Annotated in this window: 12 protein-coding genes, 5 tRNA genes and 1 riboswitch; of the genes, 3 read left to right on the top strand and 14 right to left on the bottom strand. The window is 60.1% G+C overall.

Features of this window, described 5'->3' with window-relative positions:
• Positions 1-34: 34 nt before the first annotated feature.
• A tRNA-Arg gene (locus tag PspR32_RS07320) sits at positions 35-111 on the bottom strand.
• A 304-nt stretch (positions 112-415) separates the two neighbouring features.
• Between PspR32_RS07320 and PspR32_RS07315 the strand changes: the two genes are divergently transcribed.
• A complete protein-coding gene (locus tag PspR32_RS07315; RefSeq protein WP_010226675.1) occupies positions 416-607 on the top strand; it encodes a hypothetical protein in 192 nt (63 codons plus the stop codon).
• A gap of 3 nt (positions 608-610) precedes the next feature.
• Here the strand turns inward: PspR32_RS07315 and phnN are convergent, their stop codons facing one another.
• Both phnN and PspR32_RS07305 read right to left on the bottom strand, forming a co-directional pair.
• The gene (gene phnN / locus PspR32_RS07310; RefSeq protein ID WP_010226673.1) at positions 611-1207 is read right to left on the bottom strand and encodes a phosphonate metabolism protein/1,5-bisphosphokinase (PRPP-forming) PhnN; all 597 of its coding nucleotides are present in this window, start codon (positions 1205-1207) and stop codon (positions 611-613) included.
• A 36-nt stretch (positions 1208-1243) separates the two neighbouring features.
• Complete coding sequence (locus tag PspR32_RS07305) at positions 1244-1435, bottom strand: hypothetical protein (protein ID WP_081492854.1); 192 nt, start codon at positions 1433-1435, stop codon at positions 1244-1246.
• 115 nt (positions 1436-1550) lie between these two features.
• On the opposite strand from PspR32_RS07305, the gene PspR32_RS07300 reads away from it, so the two are divergent.
• Positions 1551-1877, top strand: coding sequence for an Arc family DNA-binding protein (locus PspR32_RS07300; protein ID WP_010226671.1), 327 nt, complete (start codon positions 1551-1553; stop codon positions 1875-1877).
• Positions 1878-2039: 162 nt separating this feature from the next.
• Here PspR32_RS07300 and mgtE read toward each other — a convergent pair whose 3' ends face one another.
• From mgtE to alaS, 8 genes are all read right to left on the bottom strand, one after another.
• Positions 2040-3482, bottom strand: coding sequence for a magnesium transporter (mgtE, locus tag PspR32_RS07295; protein ID WP_010226669.1), 1443 nt, complete (start codon positions 3480-3482; stop codon positions 2040-2042).
• A gap of 388 nt (positions 3483-3870) precedes the next feature.
• Positions 3871-3947, bottom strand: a tRNA-Arg gene (locus tag PspR32_RS07290).
• Between the two features lie 76 nt (positions 3948-4023).
• A tRNA-Arg gene (locus tag PspR32_RS07285) sits at positions 4024-4100 on the bottom strand.
• A gap of 77 nt (positions 4101-4177) precedes the next feature.
• Positions 4178-4254: transfer RNA gene (locus PspR32_RS07280), tRNA-Arg, on the bottom strand.
• Between the two features lie 108 nt (positions 4255-4362).
• Positions 4363-4453 (bottom strand) — tRNA-Ser (locus PspR32_RS07275).
• A gap of 72 nt (positions 4454-4525) precedes the next feature.
• On the bottom strand, positions 4526-4714 hold the full coding sequence (csrA, locus tag PspR32_RS07270; RefSeq protein ID WP_010226667.1) for a carbon storage regulator CsrA: 189 nt from the start codon (positions 4712-4714) through the stop codon (positions 4526-4528).
• Between the two features lie 185 nt (positions 4715-4899).
• Complete coding sequence (locus PspR32_RS07265; RefSeq protein ID WP_010226665.1) at positions 4900-6135, bottom strand: aspartate kinase; 1236 nt, start codon at positions 6133-6135, stop codon at positions 4900-4902.
• 88 nt (positions 6136-6223) lie between these two features.
• Entirely contained in the window at positions 6224-8842 is a 2619-nt protein-coding gene (alaS, locus tag PspR32_RS07260; protein WP_036994269.1) for an alanine--tRNA ligase, read from the bottom strand.
• A 353-nt stretch (positions 8843-9195) separates the two neighbouring features.
• Positions 9196-9347, top strand: a riboswitch (FMN riboswitch).
• Positions 9348-9439: 92 nt separating this feature from the next.
• Between alaS and PspR32_RS07255 the strand changes: the two genes are divergently transcribed.
• On the top strand, positions 9440-9946 hold the full coding sequence (locus PspR32_RS07255) for a 6,7-dimethyl-8-ribityllumazine synthase (RefSeq protein ID WP_010226662.1): 507 nt from the start codon (positions 9440-9442) through the stop codon (positions 9944-9946).
• Between the two features lie 84 nt (positions 9947-10030).
• Here PspR32_RS07255 and astE read toward each other — a convergent pair whose 3' ends face one another.
• The 3 genes from astE to astB are packed head-to-tail and all read right to left on the bottom strand — an operon-like array spanning position 10031 to position 12703.
• Positions 10031-11038 carry a succinylglutamate desuccinylase gene (gene astE, locus PspR32_RS07250; protein ID WP_010226661.1) on the bottom strand — a complete coding sequence of 336 codons (1008 nt, stop codon included), beginning with the start codon at positions 11036-11038 and terminating at the stop codon, positions 10031-10033.
• Between the two features lie 10 nt (positions 11039-11048).
• A complete protein-coding gene (locus PspR32_RS07245; RefSeq protein WP_010226660.1) occupies positions 11049-11339 on the bottom strand; it encodes a topoisomerase II in 291 nt (96 codons plus the stop codon).
• Between the two features lie 14 nt (positions 11340-11353).
• Positions 11354-12703 (bottom strand): N-succinylarginine dihydrolase, encoded by a 1350-nt coding sequence (astB, locus tag PspR32_RS07240; protein ID WP_010226659.1) that lies wholly within the window; start codon positions 12701-12703, stop codon positions 11354-11356.
• Between the last annotated feature and the right edge of the window lie 22 nt (positions 12704-12725).

The raw sequence follows: 12725 nt of genomic DNA, 5'->3' as shown, positions 1-12725 counted from the left end.
CACCAGATCACTCTACGTGGGGCTTTCAAATTTATGGTGTCCCAGGGCAGGTTCGAACTGCCAACCTTCCCCTTAGGAGGGGGATGCTCTATCCAATTGAGCTACTGAGACGCAAAGCGGGCAACGAGCGTCGCGCGGCAAGGACGGCGTGCATGTTAACCAGCAGGCCGGCGTTTGTCATGTCATCCGTGGGGCTTTTTGCCTGTGGGCTTTATCCGCCCGGATGCCCTGATCGTGCAATCTGCAATGAGGCAGTCAGCCATCATTGCAGTCTGCACGAAAAAGCCGACCAAAAATCAACACAACCCACTGATTTTTAAAGGAAAAAATGATAATAAAGGCTGGTATGCAGTGTGCATTGTCTACTTCATAGAAAGTGGCTCGGGGTCAGCCCTCACTTTTGCGGAGTATGCCCATGAACAGCACCCTGCTTGTGCTCAATGCGTTGGCTCTGGCCGCCCTGGTTGGCCTGATTGTGCAACCTGACGGTATTGCCGTGCCTGCGCAGGCGGCGCCATCGATGAAAGCGCAGCTGGCGGTGTTCGCTACCCAGCCCGCGCCGGTACAGAACGCACCCAGGGTCAGCAGCGAACGGCTGGTATTCTAGGGCTCAGTTCGCGCCAAGCAAGCCTTGTTCGCGCAACAGCGCGAGCAAACGCTGTACCGCAACGGCCAGCGACGTGGAGTTGTCGAGTACCTGTACCTCGCCGTCCTCTACCCTCACCTGCTGGGCACGCGCCAGACGCAGCTCGATGTCTTGCGCAGATTCCCGTGCGCGATCCAGCAAGCGCTGGCGCAATACGTGGTGATCCACCCGCAGCAGCACCGCTAACAGATCCGGGTAGCGTTCACGGGCCTGCTGCAAATGCACGCGCGAACCATTGACCAGCACCGCATGCCCCTCGGTCAGCCAGGCATCGATCTGCACCGGTATGCCATACGCCAGGCCGTTGGCCCGCCACTGCAGGGCAAAAGCGCCCTCGGTGCTCAGGCGCTCGAACTGTTCAGCAGATACACCCAGCGCATCTTCGCCTTTGGCCTCGGCCGAGCGGGTAATCACGCGCCGGGCAACGTGCACGTTATGGCGTTGAAGTTCGTTGCGCGCCGCATCAATCAGGGAATCTTTTCCGGCCCCGGAGGGTCCCATCAGGTACACCAGTCGGCCCGGGGTTGCTGTACGCTGCGTCGCGCTTGCGTCATGCTGCATAGCCACTATGCTCAATGGTAGGAAAGCACACGCATTCTAGACGCTTTCCGTGGCTGTTTCCGCTTGTTGCATGCTGTAGCCGACGAAGGTCTGAATAACCGGAAACCGAGAAAATGAAAACTTTTCAAACCAGTGCTCATTTCTGATAATTGGTACTGGCAAAACGCCTTTATCCGGTTCAATATTTGTCACAGAATTGACGCCAAGGAACCGGCGATAATGAGGCATGATTCACACCTCATTCACAATTCAGGTTGAACATTTTGACGCCGGGATGGTCGTAGTGACATCGTGCGGCCAATTTCGAGAACCGCTTCCCCCTGAACTAAAACCGGTCAATTATATGCGCCCAATGAAACAGGCTATTTACTCAAGCCGCACCGCTGACAAATTCGTCGTCCGCCTCCCCGACGGAATGCGTGAGCGCATTGCCGAGGTAGCGCGCAACCATCACCGCAGCATGAACTCGGAAATCATCGCTCGCCTGGAGCAAAGCCTTATTCAGGAAGGCGCACTGGGTGAAGAACTGAGCATGCGTCTGGACAGCCCGGAACTGTCCCTGCACGAACGCGAACTGTTGCAACGTTTCCGCCAGCTTTCCCATCGCCAGCAGAATGCGCTGGTGTCGTTGATTGCCCATGACGCCGAGATGGCCGCTGACGCTTCCTGATTCCGCGGCTCAATCCCCCAAGGCCAATGCTTGCGCATTGGCTTTTTTTTGCCTGCGGCGCGCCGATCACACGCCTGGCCAGTTGCAAAGCAGCCAGGGCAGTAAACGCCAGGCAAAAAAAACACCCCTCGCGAGGGGTGTATTTTTTTGCCTGATGGCCAATCAGAGCAGGAAGATGGTGGCAAGGCCAAGGAAGATAAAGAAGCCACCACTGTCGGTCACTGCCGTGATCATCACGCTGGAGCCCATCGCCGGATCGCGACCCAGGCGCACCAGGGTCATCGGGATCAACACCCCCATCAGCGCCGCCAGCAACAGGTTAAGAGTCATGGCGCCGGTCATCACCACGCCGAGCGACCAGCTGTCGTACAGCAGGTAGGCGACCACCCCGATCACCCCACCCCAGATCAGGCCGTTGATCAGCGACACCGCCAGCTCCTTGCGCATCAACCGCGAGGTGTTGCCGGGGCTAACCTGGTCCAGGGCCATGGCGCGCACGATCATGGTGATGGTCTGGTTACCGGAGTTGCCGCCGATACCGGCAACGATCGGCATCAACGCCGCCAGTGCCACCAGTTTTTCAATCGAGCCTTCGAACAGGCCGATCACTCGCGAGGCAACGAAGGCGGTGATCAGGTTGATCGCCAGCCACGCCCAACGGTTGCGCAGCGAGCGCCAGACCGAGGCGAAGATGTCTTCTTCTTCGCGCAGACCAGCCATGCTCAGCACTTCGTTTTCGCTCTCTTCACGAATCAGGTCGACCATCTCGTCGATGGTCAGACGGCCGATCAGGCGATCGCTCTTGTCGACCACCGGCGCGGAGATCAGGTCGTAACGTTCGAACGCCTGAGCGGCATCGTAGGCGTCTTCGTCCGGGTGGAAACTCACCGGATCGCTGGCCATGACCTCGGCGACTTTCTTCTCCGGGTCGTTGACCAGCAAACGCTTGATCGGCAGCACACCCTTGAGGATGCCGTCGTAATCGACCACGAAGAGTTTGTCGGTGTGGCCTGGCAGCTCCTTGAGCCGGCGCAGGTAACGCAAGACGACTTCGAGGCTGACGTCTTCGCGGATGGTGACCATCTCGAAGTCCATCAGCGCACCGACCTGATCCTCGTCGTAGCTCAGAGCCGAACGCACGCGTTCGCGCTGCTGGGCATCGAGGCTTTCCATCAGCTCGTGGACAACGTCACGGGGCAGCTCTGGCGCCAGGTCGGCCAGTTCGTCGGCGTCCATTTCCTTGGCGGCGGCGAGCAGCTCGTGATCGTCCATGTCGGCGATCAGGGTCTCACGGACCGAGTCGGACACTTCCAGGAGGATGTCACCGTCGCGCTCGGCCTTGACCAGTTGCCAGACGGTCAAACGATCGTCCAGCGGCAGGGCCTCGAGGATGTGGGCAACGTCAGCGGAGTGCAGATCGTCGAGCTTGCGCTGCAGCTCGACCAGGTTCTGGCGGTGAACCAGGTTTTCTACCAGGTCATGGTGATGACCTTCCTGACGGTGGGTCAGGTCTTCGACCACGCGTTGACGGTGCAGCAGTTCGACCACCTGGGCCAGGCGATCCTGCAGGCTCTCTTGCGTCTTTTTTACTTCGATTTCAGTCATAGGCGAACTCCACTCCCAGCAGCGGAGCACGCCGGGAGGATCAATCAGTCAATTCTTGATTGGCAAAACTTGCTATTGAGTAACTACTGGGTAAGTCCATGGTGGGATTCCACAAGCCCCGGCGGGGCTGACGGGCGCAATCATACACCGCTTGAGCTGTCTGAGTGCTGAAAAAATCGCGGCTAGAACAATCGTTTGCGAGACATTGTTGTGACAACGTGTGCAGCCAACAGTGCGACGGCGGCAACGCGAAAAAAAACACATCGGGGTCGGCAAAAAATGGCGCGGGGCAGGCACGGCAACGATGACAGTTTATGCATCGCGCCTTACCGGAAGATGAACGCCGGAAAGCAAAAAGCCCGCCTTGATAGGCGGGCTTTCTGTTGTATGGTGCACTCAGGAGGATTCGAACCTCCGACCGCTCGGTTCGTAGCCGAGTACTCTATCCAGCTGAGCTATGAGTGCAGGTTGGCGCTTGATGGACCAGATCACCTCTGGTTACAGCTAAAGCAACTTTCAAATTGAAAATGGCTTTGATGTATGGTGCACTCAGGAGGATTCGAACCTCCGACCGCTCGGTTCGTAGCCGAGTACTCTATCCAGCTGAGCTATGAGTGCAGGGTTGGCGCTTGATGGACCAGATCACCTCTGGTTGCAGCTGAAGCAACTTTCAAACTGAAAATGGCTTCGTCGTATGGTGCACTCAGGAGGATTCGAACCTCCGACCGCTCGGTTCGTAGCCGAGTACTCTATCCAGCTGAGCTATGAGTGCATTTGTTACCGCGCATTATAGGCCGCTAAATCATTTTGCCAACCACTTTTTCGTTTAATTTCAACGACTTAGGCGATTCAGGCAGATTACAGCGTCCTACATGAATAATGGCGGAGAAGGGGGGATTCGAACCCCCGATACCCTTGTGAGGTATACTCCCTTAGCAGGGGAGCGCCTTCGGCCACTCGGCCACCTCTCCGCAACACGGGGCGTATAATAACCAGACCCTTCCCCGTTTGCAAACTCTTTTTTGAAAAAAACTCGATAAAAATTAATGGGTTGGTTCTTCGTCCTTCTCTTTCTTGATCCGCAGGTAGATTTCCTCACGGTGGACGGCCACTTCTTTAGGGGCATTTACCCCGATCCGCACTTGGTTTCCTTTGACGCCGAGCACGGTCACGGTGATTTCGCCGTCGCCAATGATCAGGCTCTCGGCGCACCGACGAGTCAGAATCAACATAGCTTTCTCCTCACGCAATTCAGTTCAGGGATAACAGTCTGCAAAAAAAAGGGCTTCAGCCTACAACCCGTGACGGCTGCCGACCTACGCCTAAGTATTGACTAGCGCGAGCAAAAGCACAGATTTCTCACACCAGCCAGAAAAACGAAGGGCGCGGCCAAGCCGCGCCCCCTGAGGCAGTCGCCTTACTCACCCTGTCGGGCAGGGGCGTCCAGCTCGAAGGCGGTGTGCAGGGCGCGCACCGCCAGCTCCAGGTACTTCTCTTCGATAACCACCGAGACCTTGATCTCGGAAGTGGAGATCATCTGGATGTTGATGCTCTCCTTGGCCAGCGCTTCGAACATGCGGCTGGCCACACCGGCGTGGGAACGCATGCCGACGCCGACGATCGAGACCTTGGCGATGTTGGTGTCACCCACCACTTCGCGGGCGTTGAGCTCCGCGGCAGTCTTGTCCAGGACCTTGTGGGCCTTGTCGTAGTCGTTGCGATGCACGGTGAAGGTGAAGTCGGTGGTGTTATCGTGCGAAACGTTCTGCACGATCATGTCGACTTCGATGTTCGCGGCACTGATAGGGCCGAGGATCTTGAAAGCAACGCCCGGGGTATCCGGTACGCCACGAATGGTCAGCTTGGCTTCATCGCGATTGAAGGCGATGCCGGAAATGATCGGCTGTTCCATGGATTCCTCTTCATCAATGGTAATGAGGGTACCCGGACCCTCCTGGAAGCTGTGCAGCACGCGCAGCGGGACGTTGTACTTGCCGGCGAACTCGACAGCGCGGATCTGCAACACCTTGGAACCGAGGCTGGCCATTTCCAGCATCTCTTCAAAGGTGATCTTGTCCAGGCGCTGGGCCTGGGCCACCACGCGCGGGTCGGTGGTGTAGACACCATCGACATCGGTGTAGATCTGGCACTCGTCAGCCTTCAGCGCTGCCGCCAGGGCCACGCCGGTGGTATCGGAGCCACCACGACCAAGGGTGGTGATGTTGCCGTGCTCGTCGACACCCTGGAAACCTGCGACCACCACCACGCGGCCGGCCTTGAGGTCGCCACGGATTTTCTGATCGTCGATCTGCAGGATGCGCGCCTTGTTGTGCGCGCTGTCGGTGAGGATCCGCACCTGGTTACCGGTGTAGGACACCGCCGGAATACCGCGCTTGATCAGGGCCATGGCCAGCAAGGCGATGGTCACCTGCTCGCCGGTGGAGACGATCACATCCAGTTCACGCGGAACCGGCTGATCGCTGATCTTCTTGGCCAGGTCGATCAGGCGATTGGTTTCACCGCTCATCGCCGACAGTACAACCACCAGGTCATCGCCGGCTTCGCGGAACTTCTTGACCTTGTCGGCAACCTGCTCGATTCGCTCGACTGTGCCGACCGAGGTACCGCCAAATTTCTGTACGATCAACGCCATTTCAAAGCCGCCTCAGCCCATGAAGGGCACCCAATAAACATTCAAACGACGCCATGGCCCGCCACTAGACAGCGGGCCGATGTACGCCTTAAACGCCCTGCTCCACGAATGGCACGGTCAGGGCCAGCGCGTTGTCCAGCGCTGCGGTGTCTACGCCACCACCTTGCGCCATGTCCGGACGACCACCGCCCTTGCCACCCACCGCGGCAGCGGCTTGTTTCATCAAATCACCGGCTTTGAGTTGGCCAGTCAGGTCCTTGGTCACACCGGCAACCAGTACGACCTTTTCCTCATGGACACTGCCGAGCAGGATCACTGCGCGGCCGAGTTTGTTCTTCAGCTGATCGACCAGCGCCAGCAGCGCCTTGCCGTCCTGGCCATCGAGACGCGCGGCCAGGACCTTGACGCCCTTGACCTCGACGGCTGCGTTGGACAGGTCGTCGCCAGCAGCGCTGGCGGCCTTGGCCTGCAGTTGCTCCAGCTGTTTTTCCAGCTGGCGGTTGCGCTCGAGCACGGCCGAGAGCTTGTCGATCAGGTTGTCGCGACTGCCCTTGACCAGTTGCGCGGCTTCCTTGAGCTGCTCTTCGGCAGCGTTCAGGTACGCCAGTGCGGCAGCGCCGGTGACCGCTTCGATCCGGCGTACGCCGGAGGCCACGCCACCTTCGCTGATGATCTTGAGCAGGCCGATATCACCGGTACGCTTGGCGTGGATACCGCCGCACAGTTCGACGGAGAAATCGCCGCCCATGCTCAGCACCCGCACGCTGTCGCCGTACTTCTCGCCGAACAGCGCCATGGCGCCCTTCTGCTTGGCGGTTTCGATATCGGTCTCTTCGGTTTGCACCTCGGAGTTCTTGCGCACTTCGCGGTTGACGATGTCTTCCAGGGCCTTGAGCTGCTCTGGCTTGACCGCCTCGAAGTGACTGAAGTCGAAGCGCAGGCGCTGGCTATCGACCAGCGAGCCCTTCTGTTGTACGTGATCGCCCAGCACCTGGCGCAGCGCCGCGTGCAGCAGGTGGGTGGCGGAGTGGTTCAGCGAGGTGGCGTGCTGGACATCGGCATCGACGCGGGTCTGCACCTGAGTACCGACGACCAGGGTGCCGCTGGCCACCACACCGTGGTGCAGGAAGGCGCCGCCGGTCTTGGTGGTGTCGCGCACGTCAAAGCGTACGTTGCCCGCCTGCAGGTAGCCGGTGTCACCGACCTGGCCGCCGGATTCGGCGTAGAACGGCGTGCGGTCGAGGATGACCACGCCCTCCTCGCCTTCGCCCAACTGTTCGACGACTTTACCGTCCTTATAAAGAGCAACGATGTTGGCGCTGCCTTCGGTGGCGCTGTAGCCGGTGAACTCGGTGGCCACATCGACCTTGACCAGGGTGTTGTAGTCCAGGCCGAAGGCGCTGGCGGAACGGGCGCGCTCGCGCTGGGCTTCCATCTCGCGCTCGAAGCCTGCTTCGTCGATGGTCAACTCGCGCTCGCGGGCGATGTCGGCGGTCAGGTCCATCGGGAAACCGTAGGTGTCGTACAGCTTGAACACCACGTCGCCCGGTACCACGGTACCTTTGAGCTCGGCCAGGTCCTGCTCGAGGATCTTCAGGCCCTGCTCCAGGGTCTTGGCGAACTGCTCTTCTTCAGCCTTGAGCACGCGCTCGATGTTGGCCTGCTGCTGCGTGAGCTCAGGGAAGGCTTCGCCCATCTCGGCCACCAGGGCGGCAACGATCTTGTAGAAGAAGCTGCCGGTGGCGCCCAGCTTGTTACCGTGGCGGCAGGCGCGACGGATGATGCGGCGCAGCACGTAGCCACGGCCTTCGTTGGACGGCAGCACGCCGTCGGCAATCAGGAAGCTGCAGGAACGGATGTGGTCGGACACCACCTTGAGCGACGACTGCTCCTGGTTGGCGCAGCCAATGGCGGCGGCCGAAGCGCTGAGCAGGTTGCGGAACAGGTCGATCTCGTAGTTCGAGTGCACGTGCTGCATGACCGCACTGATACGCTCCAGGCCCATGCCGGTATCCACCGACGGCGCTGGCAGCGGGTGCAGCACGCCATCGGCGGTGCGGTTGAACTGCATGAAGACGTTGTTCCAGATCTCGATGTAGCGATCGCCATCTTCTTCCGGCGAGCCGGGTGGGCCGCCCCAGATGTCGGCGCCGTGGTCGTAGAAGATCTCGGTGCACGGGCCGCACGGGCCGGTATCGCCCATGGTCCAGAAGTTATCGGAGGCGTATGGCGCGCCCTTGTTGTCACCAATGCGCACCATGCGCTCGGCCGGCACGCCGATCTCTTTGGTCCAGATGTCGTATGCCTCATCGTCGCTGGCATAGACGGTGACCCAGAGTTTCTCTTCCGGCAGGTTCAGCACCTTGGTCAGGAAGGTCCAGGCGTAGGTGATGGCGTCACGCTTGAAGTAGTCACCGAAGCTGAAGTTACCCAGCATTTCGAAGAAGGTGTGGTGACGGGCGGTGTAGCCGACGTTTTCCAGGTCGCTGTTCTTGCCGCCGGCGCGCACGCACTTCTGGCTGCTGGTGGCGCGGGTGTAGGCGCGCTTTTCCTGGCCAAGGAAGCAGTCCTTGAACTGGTTCATCCCCGCGTTGGTGAACAGCAGGGTCGGGTCGTTGCCCGGAATCAAGGAGCTGGAGGCAACTCGGGTGTGTCCCTGCTCTTCGAAGAAGCGAAGGAAGGCTTCACGGATTTCTGCGCTTTTCATAGGTTCTTCCACGGAAACGGCGGCCTTAAGGCAAATGCTTGCGTCAAATTGACGAAACGACGGCAAAGGGCCGCATTATATCGGGCCTTCGGCTTGGGTGCAGTGTGTTTATGCTATAGAAACCGTCAATTGGACGGCCTGCAACGACAACGACAGCGAAAAACCGCTCACCGCCACCCCGCCGGGCCTCTACGGGCCTGATTTTGATCTGGTGACACGGTATTACTGGGGCCGCACACAGCAATTGGCAAGGTTTCCCGGATGAAATGTCATTCATCCGGGAAAAAACGTTAGCAGCCTATACGTTTACCTGACATCTGTGCTAATAATTCCCCGCCGCCGAGTATCGACGGCAACGTTCTCAGGGCGGGGTGCAATTCCCCACCGGCGGTAATTGCGCGTAACGCGCATAGCCCGCGAGCGCTTGCAGGCCAGCCTGCAAGGTCAGCAGACCCGGTGTGATTCCGGGGCCGACGGTCATAGTCCGGATAAAGAGAGAACGGGATAGGTGCAGCCGCGCCTGTCGTTGTGCACCTGCACGGCGAAATCCCCTTCGATCCAGCGCCCTGTTTCTCATACAAACAGGAGTCCGTTTCAATGCAACCCACCGCAATCGATAGCAAGAACCCTTCCCACGAGCGCATCGCCTTCATCCAGGCCTGCTGGCACAAGGAAATTGTCGACCAGGCACGCAAGGCCTTTGTCGAGGAAATGGGTAAACAAGGCTATCAGGCCAGCGACATCGACTTCTTCGAAGTCGGCGGCGCCTTCGAGATCCCCCTGCACGCCAAGCTGCTGGCCCGTGGCGGTCGCTACGCCGGTATCGTCGCCGCCGGCCTGGTGGTCGATGGCGGCCTGTACCGCCACGAGTTCGTTGCCCAGTCGGTGATCAGCGGCCTGATGCAGGTGCAACTGGAAACCGAAGTACCGGTGTTTTCGGTGGTGCTGACCCCGCACCACTTCCATGCCGGCGATGAGCACCAGAACTTCTACTTCGAGCATTTCCTGGTCAAGGGTGCCGAGGCGGCCAAGACCTGTGCCGATACTTTGCAGAAGTTGCGCGCTCTGCGCCGCAATGAAGTGCCACAGAAGATGGCCGGCTGAGAATGCCGCTGGAGGAGTGGGCTTGTCCCGCGATGCGATGCAGCAGGTAGATCGCAATCGCGGGGCAAGCCTGCCCCCACTCAATCAGCCCAGCTGTTCGGGGTTGGCGGGGACGATCAGGATCCCCGCCCGAAGGCCATTCTTGACCTTGGGGTTGGGGAAGATGATGCGGGCGCCCTGCTCCTCGACGATCCAGCGCGTATCGGCGATGTCCTCGGCCAGCAAGTAGCCTGGCTCAAGCTCGGAGAAGTTCTCGATATCCGCGGGCAGGTTCAGACGAAAGTGCTCGCTGTGCTTGATGATTTCGCGAGCCACGCTGAACAGCTGCAAACCATCCAGTGCTTCAGGCGCTTCAGGCTCAGTGCCTTCAATGATCTGTTTCAGGCGGGTTTCCAGGCGCTCGAGGTTGACCTGAGCGTTTTGCCCGAACGGCCGTGCCTTGCCCAGCTCCAGGGTAAAGGCTTCAGCCTCAAGCTGCTCATAGGTATAAGCGGTGAAGGTGATCGAGACCTTGCTTTGCAGCAGCACCGCCTCCATGCCGGCCGCGCCCAGGCGCGCCAGCTCGCGGCGCGAATGCTGGCGACCGTCCTTGTACGGATAGAGGGCGAACTGCTCGATCTTCGACCCGCGAATGGCAGTGTGCAGGTCGTAATGCAGGCGACTGCGCCCAGGGATGCTGAAGAAAGTCGCCGCCAGGCGCTCCAGTTCACAGGCACGCAGGGCTTCGGCACCACTGGTCTGATCGTGGCGGCCATTGAACAGGCGGTTGACGTCCTGCTCGATGTAACGCTCACCGCGGCGAATCGCCTCGGGGTTACCGAACAGGAAGAGAATACGGGCACAAGGCTTGAGATCGCCACGGGCGATGTCGTGCAGCAGCCGATCGAGCAACTCGATCGGTGCGGTTTCGTTGCCATGGATGCCTGCCGACAGCAGCAGGTCCAGGCCATTGTCACGGGCTTCGGGCGGGCGCACTTCGAGGGCGCCCTCACCGAGCCAGCGCATGCGTACGCCGTCGACAGTCAGCTGGGTCTTCTCTGCCGGTTCGCGACCGGCCAGGGTCAGTTCAAGCAGTTTGCCGAGGGCGAGCATGGGCTATTCCTTAGTGATGGTGGCCGCAATCAGGACCATGGACGTGATCATCATCGTCGCCGGCATCGGCCGGTTCCATTTCCAACTGCAGGCTCACCAGGTTGGTGGCCAGTGGGCGCAGCAGCAGGTTGGCGTACTCGGTGTCGTCTTCTTCGACGTCGACGCCGATCAGCAGCTGACCACGGCCATCCTGCTGAATCCATACCTCCTTGCCTTGCCAGACCACCGCAAAGCGGGTGCAGGAAGTTTCCAGCTGGGTGCCATCGTCATCTTCAAGGATCAGCTGCAGGGCGTCGGACATAGTCGAATTCTCTCTCAAGGTTGGAGTTGGAACGGATAGACCGAACCCAGTTTGAGGATCTGGGTCAGTTCATCCAATGCCGTACGACATTCCAGCAACAGCTGCGGATCGGCCAGGTCGGTTTCGCTCAGGCGATCGCGGTAGTGCTTGTCGACCCACTGGGTCAGGGTGTCGTACAGCGGTGCGGTCATGATAACGCCTGGATTGACCGCTGCCAGTTCCGTTTCATTCAATGCCACGCGCAAGCGCAGGCACGCCGGCCCGCCGCCGTTCTGCATGCTCTGCTTGAGGTCGAAGACCTTGACCTCGCCAACCGGCCCGCCGGCGCTGGTCAGGGCGCTCAAATAAGCCCAGACCCGCTCGTTGTTGCGGCACTCTTCCGGCACGATCAGCAGCATCGAACCATCGGCGCGAGACAGCAACTGGCTGTTGAACAGGTAGGAACGCACTGCGTCCTCTACCGTGACAGCCGAGCGCGGTACGCAGATCGCCTTGAAGTTACCGCCCCGTTTAGCCAGTTTAGCCTGCAGTTGGGCAAGCATCGCCTCCGTCTCGAGGAAGGCGTCCTCGTGGTAGAACAGCACTTCACCGTTACCCACCGCGATCACATCGTTATGAAACACGCCCTGGTCGATCACCGCCGGGTTCTGCTGGGCGTAGACCACACCCTCCTCACTCAGCCCGTGCAGGCGCGCGACGGCTTGCGAGGCTTCGAGGGTCTGGCGTGCCGGGTACTTCTGCGGCGCCGGATAACGGGTGTCGAAGGCGCTGCGGCCATAGACGAAGAACTCGACGCCGGCCTCGCCATAGCTGCGGCAGAAGCGCGTGTGGTTGGCCGCGCCTTCATCACCGAACTGCGCCACGGCCGGCAGCGCCGCGTGGTGGGCAAAGTGCTGCGAATTGGCGAACATGGCGCCGAGCACGCGACTGGTTGTCGGGTGCTCGATGCTGCGGTGGTATTTGCAGTTGAGGTTGGCGGCGGTGAAATGCACGCGGCCGTCAGCGGTGTCGGCACTCGGGCTGACCGTGGCGGCGTTGGCCACCCACATGCTCGATGCCGAGCAACTGGCGACCAGCAGCGGCATGGCCTCTTTGGCTGCCCGCTCGATCACTTGTGCGTCAGTGCCGGCAAAGCCCAGGCGACGCAACGCAGCCACGTCCGGACGCTCCTGCGGGGCCAAAACGCCCTGCTGGAAGCCCATCTCCATCAACGCCTTCATCTTCGCCAGGCCCTGACGCGCCGCTTCCCGCGGGTTGGACGCCTGCTGGCTGTTGCTTTGCGAAGCAACGTTGCCGTAGGACAGCCCGCCGTAGTTGTGCGTCGGTCCGACCAGACCATCAAAATTCACTTCAAACGATTTCATCGGCAAGGCTCCGTGGACCTTT

It is taken from the genome of Pseudomonas sp. R32 (assembly GCF_009866705.1).
Taxonomy (GTDB): domain Bacteria; phylum Pseudomonadota; class Gammaproteobacteria; order Pseudomonadales; family Pseudomonadaceae; genus Aquipseudomonas; species Aquipseudomonas donghuensis.
The sequence above is the reverse complement of the archived record's forward strand: the minus strand, read 5'-3'. Positions and strand labels throughout refer to the sequence as shown.

Coding starts and splice junctions, on each gene's coding strand:
- PspR32_RS07315 (WP_010226675.1), top strand. CDS start 416: ATGAACAGCACCCTGCTTGTGCTCAATGCGTTGGCTCTGGCCGCCCTG.
- phnN (WP_010226673.1), bottom strand. CDS start 1,207: ATGCAGCATGACGCAAGCGCGACGCAGCGTACAGCAACCCCGGGCCGA.
- PspR32_RS07305 (WP_081492854.1), bottom strand. CDS start 1,435: ATGCCTCATTATCGCCGGTTCCTTGGCGTCAATTCTGTGACAAATATT.
- PspR32_RS07300 (WP_010226671.1), top strand. CDS start 1,551: ATGCGCCCAATGAAACAGGCTATTTACTCAAGCCGCACCGCTGACAAA.
- mgtE (WP_010226669.1), bottom strand. CDS start 3,482: ATGACTGAAATCGAAGTAAAAAAGACGCAAGAGAGCCTGCAGGATCGC.
- csrA (WP_010226667.1), bottom strand. CDS start 4,714: ATGTTGATTCTGACTCGTCGGTGCGCCGAGAGCCTGATCATTGGCGAC.
- PspR32_RS07265 (WP_010226665.1), bottom strand. CDS start 6,135: ATGGCGTTGATCGTACAGAAATTTGGCGGTACCTCGGTCGGCACAGTC.
- alaS (WP_036994269.1), bottom strand. CDS start 8,842: ATGAAAAGCGCAGAAATCCGTGAAGCCTTCCTTCGCTTCTTCGAAGAG.
- PspR32_RS07255 (WP_010226662.1), top strand. CDS start 9,440: ATGCAACCCACCGCAATCGATAGCAAGAACCCTTCCCACGAGCGCATC.
- astE (WP_010226661.1), bottom strand. CDS start 11,038: ATGCTCGCCCTCGGCAAACTGCTTGAACTGACCCTGGCCGGTCGCGAA.
- PspR32_RS07245 (WP_010226660.1), bottom strand. CDS start 11,339: ATGTCCGACGCCCTGCAGCTGATCCTTGAAGATGACGATGGCACCCAG.
- astB (WP_010226659.1), bottom strand. CDS start 12,703: ATGAAATCGTTTGAAGTGAATTTTGATGGTCTGGTCGGACCGACGCAC.